Source organism: Gardnerella sp. KA01000, from assembly GCF_049244035.1.
Taxonomy (GTDB): Bacteria; Actinomycetota; Actinomycetes; order Actinomycetales; family Bifidobacteriaceae; genus Bifidobacterium; species Bifidobacterium leopoldii.
Genome location: NZ_CP058367.1, coordinates 688496 through 710068, shown reverse-complemented (window position 1 = coordinate 710068; position 21573 = coordinate 688496). Strand labels below are relative to the sequence as shown.

Annotated in this window: 19 protein-coding genes; 13 read left to right on the top strand and 6 right to left on the bottom strand. The window is 40.6% G+C overall.

The genetic code is table 11. From position 1 onward, the window contains the following. Window positions 1-2: 2 nt before the first annotated feature. Window positions 3-1130, top strand: a complete 1128-nt coding sequence (locus HXT58_RS02630) for an Mrp/NBP35 family ATP-binding protein (protein ID WP_064340392.1) — start codon at window positions 3-5, stop codon at window positions 1128-1130. Between the two features lie 91 nt (window positions 1131-1221). On the opposite strand, the gene HXT58_RS02625 is transcribed toward HXT58_RS02630, so the two are convergent. Further along, entirely contained in the window at window positions 1222-2592 is a 1371-nt protein-coding gene (locus HXT58_RS02625; protein ID WP_004574246.1) for a DUF349 domain-containing protein, read from the bottom strand. Window positions 2593-2688: 96 nt separating this feature from the next. Between HXT58_RS02625 and hisS the strand changes: the two genes are divergently transcribed. The 12 genes from hisS (at window position 2689) to HXT58_RS02565 (ending at window position 17657) form a co-directional block, all read left to right on the top strand. Then, window positions 2689-4089: a histidine--tRNA ligase gene (hisS, locus tag HXT58_RS02620; RefSeq protein ID WP_004106651.1), complete on the top strand. Its 1401-nt coding sequence runs from the start codon at window positions 2689-2691 to the stop codon at window positions 4087-4089. Between the two features lie 91 nt (window positions 4090-4180). Beyond that, window positions 4181-5977: an aspartate--tRNA ligase gene (gene aspS, locus HXT58_RS02615; RefSeq protein ID WP_032842491.1), complete on the top strand. Its 1797-nt coding sequence runs from the start codon at window positions 4181-4183 to the stop codon at window positions 5975-5977. Between the two features lie 146 nt (window positions 5978-6123). Continuing rightward, window positions 6124-6936 carry an amino acid ABC transporter ATP-binding protein gene (locus tag HXT58_RS02610; protein WP_004106646.1) on the top strand — a complete coding sequence of 271 codons (813 nt, stop codon included), beginning with the start codon at window positions 6124-6126 and terminating at the stop codon, window positions 6934-6936. Window positions 6937-7004: 68 nt separating this feature from the next. Then, window positions 7005-7838, top strand: coding sequence for a glutamate ABC transporter substrate-binding protein (locus tag HXT58_RS02605; RefSeq protein ID WP_064340390.1), 834 nt, complete (start codon window positions 7005-7007; stop codon window positions 7836-7838). 1 nt (window position 7839) lies between these two features. Then, complete coding sequence (locus tag HXT58_RS02600; protein WP_004574250.1) at window positions 7840-8517, top strand: ABC transporter permease subunit; 678 nt, start codon at window positions 7840-7842, stop codon at window positions 8515-8517. Between the two features lie 5 nt (window positions 8518-8522). Further along, on the top strand, window positions 8523-9608 hold the full coding sequence (locus HXT58_RS02595; protein WP_004106637.1) for an amino acid ABC transporter permease: 1086 nt from the start codon (window positions 8523-8525) through the stop codon (window positions 9606-9608). A gap of 208 nt (window positions 9609-9816) precedes the next feature. After that, a complete protein-coding gene (locus HXT58_RS02590) occupies window positions 9817-11256 on the top strand; it encodes a UTP--glucose-1-phosphate uridylyltransferase (RefSeq protein WP_004106635.1) in 1440 nt (479 codons plus the stop codon). Between the two features lie 292 nt (window positions 11257-11548). Beyond that, a complete protein-coding gene (locus tag HXT58_RS02585; protein ID WP_004106631.1) occupies window positions 11549-13468 on the top strand; it encodes a helix-turn-helix transcriptional regulator in 1920 nt (639 codons plus the stop codon). Between the two features lie 2 nt (window positions 13469-13470). Beyond that, complete coding sequence (locus HXT58_RS02580; protein WP_032842489.1) at window positions 13471-13812, top strand: hypothetical protein; 342 nt, start codon at window positions 13471-13473, stop codon at window positions 13810-13812. 27 nt (window positions 13813-13839) lie between these two features. Further along, a complete protein-coding gene (locus tag HXT58_RS02575; protein ID WP_004106627.1) occupies window positions 13840-16473 on the top strand; it encodes a DEAD/DEAH box helicase in 2634 nt (877 codons plus the stop codon). 109 nt (window positions 16474-16582) lie between these two features. Continuing rightward, window positions 16583-16930 carry an RNA polymerase-binding protein RbpA gene (locus HXT58_RS02570; RefSeq protein ID WP_004106625.1) on the top strand — a complete coding sequence of 116 codons (348 nt, stop codon included), beginning with the start codon at window positions 16583-16585 and terminating at the stop codon, window positions 16928-16930. After that, the gene (locus HXT58_RS02565) at window positions 16923-17657 is read left to right on the top strand and encodes an HAD hydrolase-like protein (RefSeq protein WP_064340295.1); all 735 of its coding nucleotides are present in this window, start codon (window positions 16923-16925) and stop codon (window positions 17655-17657) included. The genes HXT58_RS02570 and HXT58_RS02565 overlap by 8 nt, the downstream gene beginning before the upstream one ends. Window positions 17658-18301: 644 nt before the next feature. Here the strand turns inward: HXT58_RS02565 and HXT58_RS02560 are convergent. From HXT58_RS02560 to HXT58_RS02540, 5 genes are read right to left on the bottom strand one after another with little or no spacing between them, the layout of a single operon-like run. Further along, window positions 18302-18907, bottom strand: a complete 606-nt coding sequence (locus HXT58_RS02560) for a MerR family transcriptional regulator (RefSeq protein WP_410299649.1) — start codon at window positions 18905-18907, stop codon at window positions 18302-18304. Further along, window positions 18885-19325 (bottom strand): FHA domain-containing protein, encoded by a 441-nt coding sequence (locus HXT58_RS02555; protein ID WP_004106618.1) that lies wholly within the window; start codon window positions 19323-19325, stop codon window positions 18885-18887. The genes HXT58_RS02560 and HXT58_RS02555 overlap by 23 nt, the downstream gene beginning before the upstream one ends. A gap of 18 nt (window positions 19326-19343) precedes the next feature. After that, entirely contained in the window at window positions 19344-20180 is an 837-nt protein-coding gene (locus HXT58_RS02550) for a DUF881 domain-containing protein (RefSeq protein ID WP_004574263.1), read from the bottom strand. 3 nt (window positions 20181-20183) lie between these two features. Further along, window positions 20184-20516 (bottom strand): small basic family protein, encoded by a 333-nt coding sequence (locus tag HXT58_RS02545; RefSeq protein WP_004106615.1) that lies wholly within the window; start codon window positions 20514-20516, stop codon window positions 20184-20186. A gap of 2 nt (window positions 20517-20518) precedes the next feature. Beyond that, complete coding sequence (locus tag HXT58_RS02540; RefSeq protein ID WP_004106613.1) at window positions 20519-21568, bottom strand: DUF881 domain-containing protein; 1050 nt, start codon at window positions 21566-21568, stop codon at window positions 20519-20521. Window positions 21569-21573 lie beyond the last annotated feature (5 nt).

The following is a 21573-nucleotide window of genomic DNA, read 5'->3' as shown; positions in this document are numbered from 1 at the left end:
GCATGAATACAAGTGAACTCGAAAAACAAGTTTACGATTTGCTGGGTAGCGTTATTGATCCAGAATTAGGTCGCTCTGTTACCGAATTAAATATGGTAACCGGAGTGCATGTGATAAAGAAAGCTGAAACCATTGATACAACAAAGTTTGCTTATGATGTAGAGATAAATCTTGAACTTACTGTGCCAAATTGCCCTCTTGCAGAAGTAATTACAGGACGAGTTCAAGAAGCTATATCTAAATATCCTCAAGCAATACTCATACCGCACGTTAACGCTACTGCAATGAGTAAAACTAAATTAGAAAAGTTGGTTGCAGATTTAAAAGCTGAACGCAAAGAAAATCCATTTAATAAAGCTGGCACTCGCACGAGAATTTTTGCTATAGCTTCTGGGAAAGGCGGAGTTGGAAAATCTTCTATAACTGCTAATTTAGCTGCAACTTTTGCAGCATTAGGTTACGATACTGCAGCTATTGACGCCGATATTTACGGCTTTTCTTTACCGCGAATGTTTGGAGTTAATTCTCAACCAACAAATTTAAACGGAATGCTTATGCCTGTAGTTGCTTGGGGAGTAAAGCTTATTTCTATTGGAATGTTTGCTGGAACTGATCGTGCTATTTTGTGGAGAGGACCACGATTACAACGTTCTTTAGAGCAGTTTCTTTCAGATGTTTGGTGGGGCAACCCTGATGTTTTACTTCTTGATTTAGCTCCAGGCACAGGAGATATGGCATTAGCTGTAGCGCAATCCTTACCAAACGTAGAGCTTGTTGTAGTAACAACTCCACAGCCTAGCGCATCAGATGTAGCAGTTAGGTCAGGTCTTATGGCTTTGCAAATTCCTGTAAAAGTTCGCGGAGTTGTTGAGAACATGAGCTGGTTTGAAAATAACGGCGAGCGCTTAGAATTATTTGGTTCAGGAGGAGGAAGGAGAGTAAGCGAACAACTTTGTAACGCTCTTGACACTAATGTGCCTCTTTTAGCTCAACTTCCTTTAGATCCTGCGCTTAGAGAAACTGGTGAAGCAGGGAGACCTGCTGTTCTAACCGAAGATGGAAAATTGGCAGATTCTAATTTAGCTAATACTTTTATTCATTTAGCTAAATCTTTAATAAAAAACTCTTAAAGCAAATAAAGCTTAAAATACAGCCGAAAAAATAAGTATGGGGTTGCTTAAAATCAAGCGACCCCATACTTTTAGTTAGTTATAAAACTAATTATTTAACAGCGTTCAACCACTGCTCTTTAGTAGCCTTTTCAGCTTCCAACTTAGCTTTACGCTTATTATCGGTTTCCTTAGCAATAGCAGCGTTAAGCTCTTCTAGTTGTGCTTCCAACTGTAAAGCAAAACTGGACTTACGAGCGTTAGCTTCAGGATCAGCCTCACGCCAAGCAGCTTCTTCAACAGCCTTAATCTTTTTATCAACGTCGTTTAAGCGAGACTCAATACGACGCATATCTTCACGAGGAACGAAACCAATAGCATCCCATTCTTCCTGAATCTGAGACAAAGCCTTACGAGCTTTCTTAGCAGCTTCTTCATTTTCTACTGGCAACAAAGCCTCTGCTTTTACGAGCAAAGCTTCCTTCTTAGCAAGATTTTCGTGTTCTCCAGCATTAACCTTTTCACGGTCATTTTGACGAGCATGATAGAAAGCATCAGCAGCTTCGCGGAACTTAGCCCACAAAGCATCATCGTGCTGGCGGCCAGCATTGCCAGCTTTCTTCCAACGATCCATCAAAGCATTGAACTTCATAGAAGTTTCACGCCAATCTTTTGAATCTTTTAAGCTTTCAGCTTCTGCAATAATAGCTTCCTTAAGCTGCTTAGCAGTATTACGCACGTGCTCACGTTCTTTAACCCAAGAATTGCGAGCCTGAGAGAATGCAGAACGAGCCTTTGAAAAACGCTGCCACAAAGCATCGGCATCAGACTTATTCAAGTGAATAGTAGTACGCTGATGCTCCTGCCATTCGTCAAATAAAGCACGTAGCTTATCGTTTAATTCACGCCAATTAGTAGATTCATTCATTTGCGCTACTAACAATTCTGCACGTTCTACAATATTTGTACGCTCTTTCAAAGCTTTTTCCAGAGCTTCTTTTCGAGCTTTAGCGATTGCTTCCTTCTTTTCATTACCTTTTGCAGTCAATTCGGCGTGTCGCGCACGTAAAGCAGCAATATCGCCTACGGCAGCAGGATTTTCCAATTCAGCTTTCAAAGTATTAAGCGTTTCGTCAATTTCTTTTGCTTTTACATTGGAAGCTTCTAAGCGCTTAGCAAAAAGATCAAGCTTAATCTTCAAATCAAGATAACGGTGAATATAGAAAGTCAACGCTTCTTCAGGAGTGCCAGTGGAGTATTGACCAACCTCACGCTCAGCACCGTTTTCAGTAACGTAAACAGTGCCATTTTCATCAACACGGCCAAAGGTTTTTGCGGCTTTAATATCCTCTTCACTATAAGAAATGGTTGGTGCTTGAGCAACAACACGAGTCTTATGCGCGAAGCTTGCTGGAGATGGAGCAACTGGCTTTGGCGCGGTAGTAGTTTTAGTAGTTTCTTCAGGTTTAGTCTGTTCGGTCACGGGACGACTCCTTACAGCAGATGCACGGTAACATTGTTACGAATAAGTATGACGGTAAGCCATGATTTTTCCGCAACACCACCTATTATAGTGGACATGGTACAAGGCTCATCAATATCGGGTTTCCCTGAATGGCTTCCTAGTGAACGCGCTGTTGAACAGCAAGTAATTGACACACTAAGAGAAGTGTTTGAACTCAACGGTTTTATTGGAATTGAAACGCGTGCAGTAGAACAGGGTTCAAGCTTATTAAAAAAAGGCGAAACCAGTAAAGAAATTTATTTATTATCGCGTTTACAAGAAGTTGGTCACGAATCCGACACTCCTGTAGAAGAACGCATTGGTTTACATTTCGATTTAACAGTTCCACTCAGCCGTTACGTCGTTGAGCATACTGGTGATTTGACGTTCCCATTTAAGCGCTGGCAAATGCAAAAAGTTTGGCGAGGGGAGCGTCCACAAGAAGGTCGTTTCCGTGAGTTTGTTCAAGCAGATATCGATGTCGTAGGAAATGGCGAATTACCTTCACACTACGAAGTTGAACTTCCACTTGTCATGGTTGAAGCTCTTGAGCGTTTACGTAAGTTCGGTCTTCCTAAGGCAACTGTTCATGCTAACAATCGAAAGCTTTCTGAAGGTTTTTATCGCGGTATTGGATTAAGCGATATCGAGGGAGTTCTTCGAGAAATCGATAAACTAGACAAAATTGGCGCTGAAGAAGTATCCAAGCTTTTGGTAAAAGAATGCGGCGCTACGGCTTCTCAAGCTGATGCATGCTTAGAATTAGCTGAACTTACTGCCGAAACAGGAGATGAGTTGAAGTCTCGTTTCGACGAATTATGCGATAAGCATAATATTTCTCGAAGTGATGATAACGAGTCTTACGTTTTAGCTTCTCAAGGTGTTGAAACTCTTGCGATGATTGTAGACGAAGCAGCACGTATTCGCCCAGGCGCTGTTGTTGCTGATTTGAAGATTGCTCGTGGACTTGACTACTATACTGGTTCTGTTTACGAAACTTTCCTTGATAATGCAGCATCTCTTGGTTCAATTTGCTCTGGTGGACGTTACGATAATTTAGTTTCACAGGGCAAGAAGAAGTATCCAGGCGTAGGACTTTCAATTGGCATGTCTCGACTGCTTTCTTATATGCTTCACACTGCAGGAGCTACTGTTTCTCGAGTTTCTCCTGCTGCAGTACTTGTTGCAGTGTGGAATGAAGAAGATCGTCCTGCATGCAATGCTATTGCTAAAACTTTACGAGATCGAGGCATTGCAGCAGATGTTGCTCCTAGCGCAGCAAAGCTTGGTAAGCAAATAAAATATGCTGACAAGCTCGGCATTCCTTATGTGTGGTTCCCTGCTGATAGCACTGAATCAGAGTCATCTCACGATGAAGTAAAAAATATTATTACTGGCGAACAGGAAACCGCGGATGCCACGTCTTGGCAACCGGATACTGTTTATGCCCGGCAGACAGTTTCTTGCGCTAAATAATGTTCTTGCAAATTTGCTTGAATATTGCGCGCAAAATCATGTCAATAGAAACAAATGAATATATCAATTAGATTGTAGAGGAAGTGGACTTATGAGCCAGACGGCGTATCGCACACATCATGCCGTTGAAGTGACTGAAGAATTAGTCGGGCAAAAAGTAACCATCGCTGGTTGGGTTGATCGTCGCCGCGATCATGGTGGAGTTGCCTTTGTTGATGTCCGTGATAACACAGGCTTAGTGCAAGTTGTTATTTACGATGAAGAAACTGCACGACCATTGCGTAGTGAATTCGTTGTGCAAGTGACCGGCGAAGTTCGCTTGCGTCCAGATGGCAACGAAAACGATCATTTAGCAACCGGCAAAATTGAGATTGTTGCAGAAACTGTTACTATTCTCGCAAAGTCAGACGCTTTGCCATTCCAGGTTTCAACAGCTTTGGAAAACGAGTCCGAGAACAAGCTTCCAAGCGAAGATGTTCGTTTGAAGTATCGTTACCTTGATTTGCGTCGCCCATCTATGCAGCGCAATTTGAAGCTTCGCTCTGATATGGCTAAGGCTGCCCGCCATGCTTTGGAAGACATGAACTTTACTGAAGTTGAAACACCAACTTTCATTAAGTCAACTCCTGAAGGTGCTCGCGACTTCGTTGTTCCAGCACGATTGGTTCCAGGCTCTTGGTACGCACTTCCACAGTCTCCTCAGCTTCTAAAGCAGTTGCTCATGGTTTCTGGCGTCGAGCGCTACTATCAGCTTGCTCGTTGCTATCGCGACGAAGACTTCCGTGCGGATCGTCAGCCTGAGTTCACTCAGCTTGATATGGAAATGAGCTTTGCAAGCCAGGAAGATGTTATGGCTATGGCAGAGCGCGTTATTGCTGCTATTTGGAAGGAAGCTGGTCACGAGATTGCTCTTCCTTTGCCTCGTATTACTTGGCAGGAAGCAATGGATAAGTATGGTTCCGATAAGCCTGATTTGCGTTTTGGAAACCCACTTATTGAGTTGACTGACTACTTTAAGAACACTCCATTCCGCGTGTTCCAAGCTTCATACGTTGGCGCTGTGCTCTTTAAGGGCGGTGCTGCAACTCCTCGCCGTCAGTTTGACGCTTGGCAGGATTGGGCTAAGCAGCGTGGAGCTAAGGGATTGGCTTACGTTGTGTTTGGTGAAGATGGCGAGTTAAAGGGTCCTGTTGCTAAGAATCTTAGTGAAGAAGAGCGCGCAGGTCTTAAGGAAGCTGTTGGAGCAGAAGATGGCGATGCAGTGTTCTTCGCAGCAGGCTCCCGCGAGTCTTCGCAGCTTTTGCTCGGTGCTGTTCGTGTAGAGCTTGCTAGCCGCGCAGGATTGCTTCACCCAGATGAGTTTGCTTTCACTTGGGTTGTTGACTTCCCACTGTTCAAGCGCACTGATGATCCAGATGATGACGACGTTGCTGTTGGTCACTCAAAGTGGACTTCTATGCACCATCCATTCACAATGCCATCTGCTGATTGGATCGATAAGTTTGATAAAGATCCAGAGCACGCTATGAGCGATTCTTACGATATCGTGTGCAACGGTAACGAAATGGGCGGCGGATCCGTTCGTATTCACCGCGACGATATTCAAGATCGTGTGCTTAACGTTCTTGGAATCGATAAGGCTGAAGCTGACGAAAAGTTCGGCTTCTTGCTTGAAGCTTTCAAGTATGGTGCTCCACCTCACGCTGGTATTGCTTTGGGTTGGGATCGTACTGCTGCAATTTTGGCAGGCGCAAGCTCAATCCGCGACGTAATTGCATTCCCTAAGGCTGGCGGCGGTAGGGATCCTCTAACCGGCGCTCCTGCTCCGATTTCTGACGAGCAGCGTGCTGAAACTGGCGTTGATTACGATCCAGAAGAAAACGAGTAAATAGAAATACTTGTAAAAAGTGTTATTGATAAGCCGTTGATTGTTGATTTTATGATTACAATTAACGGCTTTTTTGTAACGTAAGAGTTACAAAACGTAACGATAGTGATAAATAGCCGTAACACAGGTTAGCTAAACTTCTTGTTATGGATAAGCAAGTATCAAAGTCAAATCCAAACGCCGAGGATATGACTAATCGCACTATTTCAGTGCAAAAAGCGGCAAATCCCCTCGTAGAACTAAGTCATGTCGAAAAGCATTATGGAAAACTTCATGTGCTTAAAGACATCAATCTGACTGTTAATAAAGGCGAAGTACTAGTTATTATCGGTCCATCTGGTTCTGGTAAATCGACAATGTGTCGCACAATTAACCGTCTCGAAACTATTGATTCAGGTGACATACGTATTGACGGTGAGCCACTTCCTCAAGAAGGAAAAGAACTTGCAGCTTTGCGAGCAGAAGTTGGTATGGTATTCCAGTCCTTTAATCTTTTCGCTAACAAGACTATTTTGGAAAATGTTATTCTTGCTCCAATGAAAGTGCGCCATATGGATCAGCAAAGTGCTGAATCTCTTGCTATGGAATTGCTTACTCGAGTCGGAGTTGATAATCAAGCAAATAAAATGCCTTCACAACTTTCCGGCGGTCAGCAGCAGCGTGTTGCAATTGCTCGAGCTCTTGCTATGCAGCCAAAAGTTATGCTTTTTGATGAACCTACATCTGCACTAGATCCGGAAATGGTTAATGAAGTTCTTGATGTCATGGTTGAACTTGCAAAAGAAGGCATGACTATGATTTGTGTTACCCACGAAATGGGATTTGCACGCAAGGCAGCTGACAGAATTGTATTTATGGCAGATGGTCAAATTCTTGAACAAGGCACTCCTGAAGAATTCTTTGAACATCCAAAAACTGATCGTGCAAAAGATTTCCTTTCCAAGATTCTTACGCATTAATCTGCTTTTTGTTTTATCTTTCAGTAAAATTCTGAAACTTTAAAACAGTTCTTATGAAGGGAAAAGATATGAAAATATTACAAAATCGCATTTTTCGTGCGATACTAGCGATGCTTTGTACCATATGTTGCGTTATGCCACTTACAGCGTGCGATCGTAGCGATGGTAAAAAAGTCATACGCATCGGTATTAAATTCGATCAGCCAGGCATCGGCTTCAAAAAATCAGGAACTTACGTTGGATTCGACGTTGATGTTGCAAAGTATGTTGCTAAAAAGCTTGGCTATTCCGAAGATCAGATTGTGTGGAAAGAATCACCATCAAAACAACGCGAAACGATGCTCCAAAATGGCGATGTTGATATGATTGTAGCCTCATACTCTATTACGGATGCTCGTAAAAAAATGGTGACATTTGCAGGACCATATTTTATTGCTGGCCAGGATTTACTAGTTCGAAAAGATGAGCATAAAGTAAGCGGTCCAAATGATTTGGACGGAAAGCGTTTATGCTCAGTTTCAGGCTCAACATCTGCAATTGCTATTAAGGAGCGTTACTCTTCAAAGGTACAGCTTATGCAACAGCCTGGTTATGCAGAATGTGCAACTGCATTATTCTCAGGAATTGTAGATGCTGTAACTACCGACGACATTATTCTTGCTGGTTTAGCAACCGCTTCTCGAGGTCGTTTAAAGCTTGTAAACAAGCCATTTACCGCAGAATATTACGGAATTGGCATTAAAAAAGGAAATACAGGCTTAGCTAAGAAAATTAACACAGCCTTAAAAGACATGATTCGTAACGGATCATGGAAAAGAGCTCTAGACGACAATTTACGAGGCACTGGCTTTAAGCCAAACGCAAAGTATAATCCGCCAATTCCTCAAGAAGGAGAGAAGTAATATGCAAGATTTTATGCAGCTATTTACCTCCTACAATATTCCAGGAGCATTCTTGGTTAATATTGAAATAACTTTATGGAGTGTACTTTTTTCATCAATTATTGGCGTAATTCTTGTTACTATGCGCATTTGCCCTGTTTCATCATTACGCATGATTGCTACAGTTTATGTTGAATTGTTTAAAAACATGCCACTTACCATCATTATGGTTTTTATGGTTTTAGGCGTTTACGCTCAGCTTAAGATAGGATTCTCCTCAATTTTTGAAGTGAATTTCTTCTGGCTGGCAATTGCTGGATTGTCGCTTTATACTGCAGCATTTGTTTGCGAATCTTTGAGATCTGGTCTTAATACAGTGCCTGTTGGCCAAGCAGAAGCTTGCCGCGCTCTTGGATTAAATTTCTTCCAATCTGCAACACAAGTAATTCTTCCACAAACTTTCTGCGGTTCAGTAGCACCATTAGGTAATACTTTTATTGCTTTGCTTAAGAATTCTACAGTTGCTGCTGCAGCATCAGTTGCCACAGAGACTTCAACAATGATGAGCGAAATGATTGAGAAACATGCAGATTTGATTGTTCCAATCTTCTTAATTTTCGCTTGCGGATACATTATGCTCATCATTCCTATCGGCATTTTGACTACTTATTTGTCAAATAAACTTGCTGTGAGAAGGTGATAACAATGGCTAAACAACGTGAACAATCATTATTATTTGATGCTCCAGGTCCAAAAGCTCTTAAGAAAATTCGCATAGCTAATATTATTGCCGGTTGCATTTTTGTTATTTGCATTATTGCTATTCTCGTTCGTTTGAGCAATCCTCCAGAGGGAGAAAACCAACTTTCTTGGACACTTTGGAATCCTGCACTCGAATCTGAAGCCTGGGTTGATTTTTATCTTCCTGGATTATGGATGACACTAAAGGCATCGTTACTTGCAGTAGTTGGTTCTATTGTATTTGGCTTATTCTTCGGACTTTGCCGTTTACTACCTAATTTTATTATTCGTAGTATTTCCGCAATAGTAGTAGAATTTTGCCGTGCAGTACCAGTATTGATGCTTATGATTTTCTTGTGGAGAGCATTCGCACTTTCTGGTATGAAAGAATCATCATACTGGGCTGTTGTTTTGGCACTGATTATGTATAACGGTTCTGTTGTTGCAGAACTTGTTAGATCTGGTGTTGGCAACTTGCCAAACGGTCAAAGAGAAGCTTCGCTTGCATTAGGATTGAGCGAATACCAATCATTGACACAAATTGAAATGCCTCAAGCAATTATTGCTATGATGCCTGCAGCAGTAACTCAGCTTGTAGTTGTTTTGAAGGATACTGCACTTGGTTCAATTATTATGTACACTGATTTGCTTCAGGAATCGCGTCGACTCGGATCAATGTACTTTAATATTTTGCAAACATTAAGCGTTGCAGCAGTAATATATTTCCTTATTTGCTTGGCATTGTCTTGGTTTGCACAATGGTTGCCATCGCACTTGAAGAATCGAACTGCCGCTCCAACAGAACCAGAGCCTGTTGCTCCAATTGCTATTATGGATCCTTCTAATGTGAACCAAATAGCAGTTGCTAGCGAAGTTAAAGAGCTTCCTTATGGTGGTACTCCACGTAAGTATCACGTACATCATCGCGGTACAAACGCTTCTATTCACCATTGGCGTCACACTCGTTACTTGCAAGGCTATGACGAGCATCATCTAAAAACTGGAGATGAACCGGAAGAAAATGATGACAACAATGCAGAAAATAACTAAATTTCATATTTAGTGGTGTTTAGTAGCAAATTTCTCATAAGCGCAGTCAGTATTTATTATTGGCTGCGCTTATTATTTTCTATCTTGCAATTTCTAACTTTGGTAGAATCATAATAGTATTTCAAAATAACCGTTAAAAGCAATATTTGCGCAGCGACGCACAAATCGCTAAACTATTAAGGTCACATGCATACGAGGAGGCTTTTACATGGATGACGCGTTTGAGTTGTCCGCTGCAAAGATGCGCGAACAAGGCATGAGCGAAATTGCTATTGAACAATTTAAACACTTATATAATGCTTGGAATTTAGATAAATCAGGGGATAAGCCTGCGGAGTTTATTCGCGAGAGCACGGTTGAGCCTATTAAAAGCGTTCCAACTTTCCACGAAATTTACGAAACTATTGATCACGACAAAGCTGTTAACGCATTTGCAAAAACTGCTTTTATTAAATTAAATGGCGGTTTGGGAACATCTATGGGCTTGTCTTGCGCAAAATCTTTACTACCAGTTCGTAGGCATAAAGCTCGCCAAATGCGCTTTATTGATATTATTATTGGACAAGTTCTTACAGCTCGTCAGCGATTAGGAGTTAATCTTCCGCTTATTTTCATGAATTCTTTCCGCACATCTCACGACACTTTGCAAGTACTAAAGCGCAATCGCAAGTTTGTGCAAGACAATATTCCTGTAGAAATTATTCAACATCAAGAACCAAAATTAGTAGAGGAAACTGGAGAACCAGTTTCTCACAAGGAAGATCGATCTCTTGAATGGTGCCCTCCAGGTCACGGCGATATTTTTTCAACTCTGTGGGAATCTGATTTATTGCATACTCTTAAAGAAAATGGAATTGAGTATTTGTTTATTTCAAATTCTGACAATTTAGGTGCTAGACCGTCGCGCACTCTTGCTCAACATTTTGAAAATACTGGCGCACCTATCATGATTGAGGTTGCGAAGCGAACGCAAGCAGATCGTAAGGGCGGTCACATTGTTAGGGACGCGCAAACAGGAAGACTAATACTACGAGAAATGACACAGGTTCATCCTGAGGATCGTAGAAGCGCACAAAGCATTAAAAAACATCCATACTTCAACACAAATAATATTTGGGTTCGTGTAGATGCTCTAGAAAAAAAGTTAAAAGAGCACAAAGGAATTTTGCCTTTGCCTGTTATTTTTAATCACAAAACTGTTGACCCAACTGACGAAAGCAGCACACCAGTAGTGCAATTAGAAACAGCAATGGGCGCAATAGCTTCACTTTTTGATGACGCAATTTGCGTAGAAGTTGATCGCATGCGTTTCTTGCCTGTTAAAACAACCAATGACTTATTTATTATGCGATCAGATAGATTCCATCTTACTGATTCATATGAAATGGAAGATGGTAACTATATATTTCCTGATATTGATTTGGATCCACGTTATTACAAAAACATCAATGATTTCAATGAAAGATTCCCATATTCTGTTCCAGCTTTAGCTGCTGCAAAATCAGTAACTATTAGGGGTGATTGGACATTTGGAAATCAAGTTTCAATGTTTGCTGACGCTGTTTTAGAAGATACAGGAGAACCAAGTTATGTGCCGAACGGAGAATTCGTGGGACCGCAAGGAATTGAACCAGACTCTTGGGTTTAAAGCAGATTTCTTGCAAATATGCGATTTTTATTGATAGTAAATAAGATTATCTATAAAAAAGTTATATGGCGTGTCGCGAAAAAATGGCGTATTTTCAACGTTGTTGATGTTCGTGTGAATAAAAAATACATAATTATTAGAAGTTTTTTAAAAAATGTCCACACGTACCGCAAAACACCATTAAAATAGAAAAGGTGTGCGCAGTATTGCAACACAAGTTTTGCTGCATTTCGTAGTCGCTTGTATGCAAGGCGCATAAGTAAATTGATACAAACATGATACGTGAGGACTAATGGTAGAAGGAAGCAACGGAAGGCGACGTTTTTCCGACAAATGGGGCAAACACGAGTTAGATGTACTCGCTGTATTGTCTTCCGCATTCCCGCAATGGCTGACTTCGCGTCAAATTGCACAGCGCGTAAAGGCATATGCAGATTCGTACGGTGAGCTTGCAGATCAAGCAGCTAAAGCAGCATTCGCAAAACAATTCCAGCGAGATCGCGCAAAGCTTGCTGCTATGGGTATTGCAATCGAATCTAGGCAGCCAGAATATTCTTCAAAGTCCGAAGGTCAAGACTTTGCGTCTTATCGTTTGCAATTAGGCGATGAACCTCGCGTACGTTTACGCTTCGACCAATCTGAATTACCAGTTTTAGCTGCAGCAAATTATCTTGCTCGTTCAATGTCTATTTCTTCTCTTGATTCAGGTCAACACGAGCAACAGCGCACTTCTCGCACTGCTCCTAGAGTTCCACAAACTCCTATTCCTGGCTTAGGCTTAGATTCAATCGCACCTGGTCTTGGAACACAAATGCTACCTGATTCATTGGTAAAAGTTATTGATTCTCGCAGATTTGCCGCAACTGTGGATGTCGATGGTGAACATTTAAACGTTGCTTATACTGATGCTGACGACTTAGCGATGTTTGTGCTAGAACATCCTGGATCTAGCGTAGTAAGCCCTCAAGAAGCAGTTGATGCTTTCCATCGCCGTTTGCACGCAGCAGTTAATTTTGCTCAATGTGACGAAAATGAGCAAAAAGACGAAGAAGATGCTATACAAGAAGCGCAAAATATTGAAGAACAAAATAGCGACACTGATAAATCGCATACCAAAAAAGGCTCTTCATTCCAAACTGGAAGTGAAGTAGATCGTAGGCTTCGATTGATGCTTTTCTTGTCTGCTCATCTTGGAGAGGAATTCCCATTAGACGAGCTTGCTGAGCGTTTTATTGGTAGACCAAAAAGCGATGATGAACTTCGTCGATTTGTTACAATTCTTCACAAGGATATAAATACTCTTACTACTGTTTCTGACGATGGGGAAATGGCCGGAAGCCAATTCTTTGATATAGATTGGACTCTTCTTGAGAACGAGGGAATTGTTTCTGCTACTAACTCTTTAGGATTGGAAAGACTTGCTGGAATTTCACAGCAATATTTGAGCATGCTTACTGCGTCTGCTAATTATTTGGCACATTCCTTGCTTTTGCCTATTGAACAGCGCACACAAGCTGAATCCTTGTATAAACGTCTTCGCCGTCATGTTCTTCCTGGTCAAACTCCATGGCTGAGTTTAACAGGTTACGAAATTGAGCCTCGAAATTGTTCTATTGTTCGCAGTGCTATTAACTCTGGATCTTTGCTAGATATGGAATACACTGACGGGGCAGGACGTATTCGTCGCAAGATTGTTGCACCGTCGAAGATTTACGTTGATGAAGGCGTTTACTATGTTGCAGTGTGGACTGATGTAGAGCAGCAAACACCAGAAGATAAACGTGAATTTGTTGCTAAAGATACGACAATTAATAAAGCGAATGGATTGCCTCGCATTTGGCAAGTTCTTCGCGTAGCACGTATTGAACGTGCAGAAGTTGTAGAGCCTGTATCTCAAGTTGAAATTCCAGATGTGCCAGTTAGTGAACTTCGTAAATGGTGCTTTGATAACGGAACTGAAACTTGCTTTATTACCGATGAAACAGAATTGAACTTTTTGAAGAATCTTTCTGGAGCCACTATGGAAACTTGTGGCAGCGGAGTAAAAGTCCATCTTACTGTTTCTTCTGATTCATGGTTCGTTGCTTTTTGCATTGCTCACGCACGTCATATTACAGCTGTTGCTCCTGAAACATTGCGCAGTATGATTATTGCTCGCGCTCAACGTGAATTAAGCGTTAATCACGCTGATAATGCGAATACAGAGGAATAACAATGCCTTGGTGGATTTGGCTACTCATAACAGTTTTTATGCTGCTCATGGTAGCGCTAGGAGTTGCTATTGTCGTTTTAAGCGCAATAAAAATAGCTAGGGTCTGCTTTGGCATTTCCGAAGACGTTTCTTCTAGATTTGAACGTTTGCATGAACCAAATAAAGAAGATAATGAAAATCCTCGAGATCCATTATTTACACTTCCTATTAAAGATGCAACGAATCGATATGAGCGAACGCACGCAAAAGTTATTGAGCGTCATCAAAAAATTCGCGAAAATCACCGTAAAATATGGCAGCATTGGGATAAAAAATCTCTTCGCGAAGAAGACATTCAGCTATAGCATATAAGAAAGCGACTAATACTTTTTATGTCTCATTTATCACATAAAAAAGACTGCAAAAATAAATCAAGCAATCCAACTGACTGCAATGAGAATGATGTAGTATTATCTCCTTCACAACGTTTCGCAGCTTTTAAAAATACAATGAAGCACGAGCGTTCAATGGCATCTAAATTTGAGCGTTCTTTGTCTTTTGAACTTGATGATTTTCAACTTGAAGCTATTGATGCACTAGAAAATGGCAATAATGTTTTAGTTGCTGCTCCTACTGGAGCTGGTAAAACTGTTGTTGCGGATTTTGCTGTATTTCTTGCGCAAAATCGTAATGTAAAAGCTTTTTACACAACGCCTATTAAAGCTTTAAGTAATCAAAAATATCACGATTTCTGCGAACAGTACGGCTCAGACAGAGTAGGGTTATTAACTGGCGATACTTCTGTAAATCCTGAAGCAGACATTGTTGTAATGACTACTGAAGTTTTAAGAAATATGCTTTACGAGCATTCGATTACGTTGCAATCTTTAGGGTTTGTCGTTCTTGACGAAATTCATTATCTTGCAGATAAATTCCGCGGAGCTGTGTGGGAAGAAGTTATTATTCACCTTCCAAAATCGGTGAAAATTATTGGGTTGTCTGCAACTGTTTCAAATGTTGAAGATTTTTCTGCATGGCTAGAATCAGTGCGTGGAGAAACTCATTTGGTTGTCGACGAACACAGACCCGTGCCTTTAGAAAGACATGTTGTTATTCAAGAGGATTCTGCAACTGAGCCTGAGTTACTCGATTTATACGACCATGACAATAATGGAAACGTAACTAAGCGCGTTAACCCTGCATTGACTAGGAAACTTAATGAATTTGAGTACCGCGCTCGTCGCCGTAAAGAATCTTACAGCGATAGCAAATACCGTTACAGAAAAGGTAAGAAGCACAGTGCTAACGGGGGAGTTGCACAGTTAGATAAATGCGCGAAACGACATACTCCTCGTCGCTGGGCTGTTATTGACGAATTAGATTACCTAGGAATGCTGCCAGGAATTTATTTTATATTCTCTCGTTCCGGTTGCGATCAAGCTGTTCAACAATGTTTAAACGCAGGATTAATACTTACATCTGATGAAGAAATGTACGAAATACGTAAAATTGTCGACAGTATGGTTGCAAATCAACTTTCTAAAGAAGATTTACACGCTTTAAGCTTTGAGCGTTTTCGTTTTGCTCTCGAACAAGGATTTGCAGCACATCATGCCGGTATGATTGCGTTATTCCGTCACATTGTTGAAACGCTATTTGAACGCGGACTTATTAAAGTTGTTTTTGCAACAGAAACACTTGCTTTAGGCTTAAATATGCCAGCTCGAAGCGTTGTTGTAGAAAAGCTAGTAAAATTTGACGGTACTGGGCATGTACCTCTTACACCTGGAGAATTTACGCAACTTACAGGTCGTGCTGGAAGACGTGGAATTGACGATATTGGTTACGCAATTCTTGTAGATCATGCTGATTTTGTTCCTCAACAGGCTGCAGCGCTTTCTAGTAAACGCGTATACCCACTACATTCCAGCTTCGTTCCTACGTTTAATATGGCAGTTAATTTGCTGAACTCAAGCGATGCAGATACTGCTCGAACAACACTAGATCGTTCTTTTGCTCAATGGGAAGCTAATGCTTCTGCTGAACGTTTACATAATCGCATGAACGAACTTGAAACAGCTCTTAAAGGCTATGAAGAAGCATTCCACTGCGAACATGGGGATTTTGCTGAATTCTTACAATTACGTATGAAGCTTAAAGAAGCTCAACACGATCAACGCCGTAAACTGAAACATACTTTATTCCACACAGATGCAGAGCGCACAGCAGCGTTTAAAGCGTTGGATGATGTTATTGCAAATCTTAGAGAAGCTGAGCGAACGCATCCGTGTGCAGGTTGTGCAGATATTCAACAACATTTGCGTTGGGGCTACCATTGGATTAGAGAACATAAGGAACTTGATCAAGTACGTGAACGCTACGAATCTCGTACTGGTTCTGTTGCTAGAACTTTTGACCATATTTGTGACGTATTGTACAGTTTGGATTATTTACAATCTGAAGATTCTTCACAAAACCAAATTTTGCACCTTACTGAGCGCGGTCAATTGTTAAGAAGGTTGTATAACGAACTAGACATTGTATTTGCTGAAGCTATTTGCGAAGGAATTTTTAATAATCTTTCACCGCTTGAATTATTATCGTGCTTGTCTGCATTAGTTTATGAATCTAGAGGACCTGCAGGGGGAGAACCTAGACGATATCCAGGCGGCAAGGATGGCGCGATATTTAATACAGTATTGCGAATGAAAGAATTATTTATGCGTACTAGCGCATTATGCGCAGACGCTCATTTGCCAGCGTTAAGACCGCTTGAATTTGGTGCTGTAGATATTATGTATGATTGGGCTAATGGTGCTGATCTAGCTGAAATTTTGCGCAATACTGACAGCACTGGAGGAGATTTCGTGCGTCAAGCTAAACGTCTTATTGATTTACTTACTCAACTTTTCGCAGCAGGAGAATATTTACAATCTATAGATGGCGTAGATAAAAATCTTTCTTCGTGCGCTTATGAAGCTGCAAAACTATTAAACCGTGGAGTTGTTGCATACTCAGATGTATAAGTATGAGCATATACAAATAAAACGCATGTATTTTGTATATATAAATCGTTTTTATATATATAGTCCGTGCAATTCGGTAATTTTATAAAGTACTACACAAGGAGATACTATGGCAGAACGCAGTTTACGCGGTATGAGCATTGGTGCGAAATCATTAGAATCTGACGATAATGTAGATTTCGCGGCACGAAATGATGTTGTGTATGTGTGCCCAAAGGGACATCGCACGATTCTTCCTTTTGCTCAAGGCGCAGAAATTCCTGAAGAGTGGGAATGCCGCTGCGGCACGATTGCACATCGCGAAGGCGACGATGATCGTCCAGATGATGATTTCAACAAGCCTTCTAGAACGCATTGGGATATGCTGCTTGAACGTCGTAGTGAAGAAGAATTAAAAACTTTACTAGACAAACGTCTAAAAATGCATCATGAGGGCTGGATTCCTGACTATGAGTGAATTCTCGGTGACTTCAGGATGCACTAGTCGTCGCATTATTCTGCTTGATCTTGATGGCACATTAACAAAGTCAGATGCTGGTATTATTACTTGCGCAAAGCTTGCATTGAAAGAATTGAAACAGTCTATTCCGGACGATGCTGAAATGCATCGTTTTATAGGTCCTTCAATTTTAGAATCTCTTCAACGCAATAATGTGCCTGAATCGCTGCTAGCAAAGGGACTTGCTACGTATCGCAAGTATTATTCTGAAGTAGCAACTTTTGATGATCCAAATAATCCTGGTAAAAAGATTCCAGGATGCCTACTTAACAAAGTATACGATGGAATACTTGAGCAACTCACAAAACTTCGTGAAGCTGGATATTATTTAGCAACCGCATCTTGCAAGCCAGAATATCAAGTAAAGCCTATTTGCGATTATTTTGGTTTAACGAAGTATCTTGACGGAATTTATGGCGCTAGCAAAGATATGTCGCGCATTAGCAAAACTCAAGTTATTCGTTATGTTTTTGATGAGATTGATTACAATCCAGAAAAAGGCGACAGAGCTTTGATGGTTGGAGACCGCTGGACTGATGCCGACGGAGCAAAAGATTGCGGCTTGGATTGCTTGGGATGCGCTTGGGGCTATGCTGAGCCTGGCGAGCTTGAAGCACACGGATCTTACAGAATTATTGATAACGTAAGCGAATTAAGCACTGCAATTTGCGAATATTTCGCTTAATCTAATCAGAATTTTTGTCGTAACGGCTTTTTCTTTACACCCTCGTAAAGTTTCGGTCGTTTTTTGGCGGGAAAACGGCTTTTTCTTTACATACATGCACAGTTTCTGTCGGTTGAGCTTATTATTTGACTAGATTTACTTGATATTTATCCGATAATGTACGTTATGTCAAATTAGAGATAAACAATCAAACACAACCAACAAAATCTCAACTACTATCAAATAATATCCCTATTGATACTTCTTACTAAATAATCTAAGACTTGCAGCTTCGGTACGCACAAAATAGCATGACAAAAATATTGACAAAAATAAGCGCGATAATAATCACATATGACGCAATCAGCGTTGATCTCATTAATAACCAATAATCATCGCGAACAAATCCAAAATCGCGAACAATATGCAAAAGCATGTACGCAAGCATTGCGCAAGGAAGCCCACAACAATGCGTAATAACAATACTCCAAGGCATTAAACCAATAGAATTTCTCTTATTACTATTGCTAATACTATTTGCCTTCAAATAAGCATTTTTTCGAAATTTTACTAAAAAACGCACGCAAGCAAATAAACTATAGAAAAACAATGATACTGAAGCAAACCAGCAAATAACAGCGATAATAACAACTACAAACATGCCATTATCCCCACGTTTCCTGAACAAGACTCCATGAGTTTGAAGATGTATGAGAAGTAGGTTTTGAATAAGATTTGCGAGTAGACTTACTACTTTTTTCTTCAACTTGCGTAGCATCAACAGAATTTTCAGAAGATAAGTCCTCTTCAACTCTAGAAACAATGCGGCCAACAGCAATAGCAAATACTGCTAAACCAGAAGCAAGCATACGACGCATATTATTTTGATTCTCATCGCACTCTTGAACAGATTGACCATCACAAATAATAGTCATATTTCTCAAACGCTCTTCTGAGTATCGATTAAGAAAAATAATAGCCGTAGTAACATTAACTAAATTAACGCCAGCATCAAGCAGCCTTTTAGCTACAGCCATAATCGCAATATCCTTAAAAGAATACAAACGACGAGAACCAGAACCGCTAGATGCATGAATTGAAGGCTCTATAATGCTTTTACGAGCCCAATAATCGAGTTGCCGGTAAGTAATACCGGCAACCTTCATAGCGACACTACCACGGTATCCTGAAGCGTGATCAGCAGACAGAGAAAAATTAAAAAGCTCCCCCTGTACTGCGTTAATCACATTATCGGACTGTGACTGCGTCATGTGCGAAAAATACCAGTCTGAATTTGCCAATCATAATTTCATCGCCATTATGCAGCACTGATTCATCAACACGTTCACGATTTACATACGTACCATTTAGACTTCCAGAATCTGAAATGCTAAACACGCCATTATGGCGCTTAAACACTGCATGAGCACGCGAAACAGTAGAATCATCTAACAAAATATCAGCATGCGAATCGCGCCCAACTGTTACTAAGTCTTCATCGAGAAGATAGCGAGAACCAGACACTGCTCCCCTAGTTGAAATCAACAACGCAGTACCAGGACGTAGTTTCGCTATAGTATCAAAATCATCCTGCTGCATAGGACGATCTGAAGTTGTATTCATTGGAATATGAATAGCTGGCATACCAATAATAGTGGTTTCGCCAGCTGTAGGAATCGGTTCAGTCATACTTGCTATTCTACCTTGTTACTCGACTGGTTTTGCATATTCGTACTGTTTTGGTTCGCGTGTCGAAGTAATTTCTACCTCATCAGGCACTGAAACCATTACAGAAGAACCAAATTTAATTTTTAAACGCGACCCAACACCGCCTGCAATATTAACAGCATTTTGCAAATTCTGAGGGTCACCAATTGCTTTCACAATATAAGGAGGATCAATCATAATATTGTCACATATAAGACCATGCTTAGTTTGTGAAATATAGCTTGAAGTAACTATTCTCACACCGTTAATAGACATAACTTCTACGCCAGCATTTCGCAATTCCTCTATTAGCTGAAACATCGTAGCGGCATCAATATTCTCTTTTTCACCTGCGGTAATGTGAACTACAATACCTTTACCTACTGCCGGCAGACGTCCAGAAATAAGACCATTTGCTTGAGCATTCTGCTGAGCAATGCGACGAGCTTCATCTTGTTTATCTACTGCTTCACGCAACGAATTAAGCTGACCTGTTAATTCACTTTTTCGGCTTTCCAAACTCTGAATTTGAGAATGAGTTTCTGTAATAAGACGCGTCAACTCCTCTTCACTCATTGTTTCATACAAAAGTGAGTTACTACGATTAACTTGAATCATGTACGCAAAACCTAATAAAGCGCAGAGCAACATCATTAAAAAGCCCGTAAATATACGCGCCCGCGTCACATGACCACTTAGTGAAGATTTTACTTTACGATGAACTGCTGGGAAAGATCCAGTTTGAGTTTCATCACTTTCACGATCATGCGCTTTTTGACGACGCATTTTATGAAGAATATCATCACCTTGTGGAGAATGAGAAAACATTGAAACCATATGCTAACTCCTGAAGATGAAACGACGAATTGCAGAAACGTTAGAGAAAATACGAATTCCTAAAACAACAATAACTGCAGTTTGTAATTGTGCACCTACACCAAGCTGATTTCCAAGTAAAACAAGCAACGTAGCTGCTATAACGTTTGAGAAGAATGAAATAACAAAAACTTTATCCGAAAAGTTTCTTTCAAAATATGCACGTGCAGCACCAAGCAACGCATCTAGTGCTGCAACGACCATAATAGGTAAATAAGGCTGAATGACAATAGGAATATCTGGATGAACAACAACTCCAATTAATACTCCCAAAATTAATCCAAAAATCGCTGCCATGCTTATCTCCTAATTCTCTCGTTGGCAAAACTGATATCGCCTGTGTTTGCTGCGCTGAGTCGTATAACTCTCGAAGGTGAAACCTGTGGATTAATGCCTGCATTAGCTAAAGATGCGTACCATTTCATGCGTTTCATATCATTACACTGTTTAATTAAATCATCAGAATCGCCAATAACTTCAATAACATATGGACTTTGAGTTTGATTAACTCCAATAAGAATAGTTTGGCCAGCAACACGAATAGAAGTTTGTGCTCCAAGTCTATGCCCATTAACAGAAATAGCTTCAGCGCCTGCTTTCCACAATAATGATACAAATTGTTGAATATCGCGATCTGTAACTAATCGCATTCTTGCGCCATTACTCTCGCGAGGCAAAGAACCGCTATTCACATCGCTCGAAGCAGAAATAGGATTAGCAATAGTTACAGTAATCCCAGAACCTTCTACAGCATGAGTGCCATTAACCATATCATCTGATTTACTAACTTCATCCTCTTCAGGCGTAGTAATTTTTTGCGACTCATGATCTACGTTATTTCTCAATAACGTTACTTCTTCTACAAGCTTATCGAAACGAGACGTATAACCTGACAACTCATTAGCTAATGAAGAACGTATTGCTTTTCTAGGATCAGTGTGTAACTTACGAACAAACTGACTCCCAACAGTACCGATAGAAACACACAATAAAAATACTATAGCTCTAGTGAACCACAGATTAAACGGTTTAACAGGTTGTTTACTTAATCTTGCATCCATAAACATTGGATCAACCGGACGATTAGTTAAATCATCAATAAGACGCAAAGCATAATCGTCAATATAACGTCTACGATCATGATTGTGAGCAAAACCACTAGGAGACATTACAACATGATGCGTTGAAATACCAGTAAATGAGTGCGAGAATAATGCTCTACGCCTAGTTAACAACATTCCATCAGGAGCAGCAAAAGACATTGGCATAGTGCTTTTATGAGACGTATGTTTTACATCTAAATCTTTGATACTATCTTTTAAACTAACAAATTCATCTTGCTTAGTCATATGTG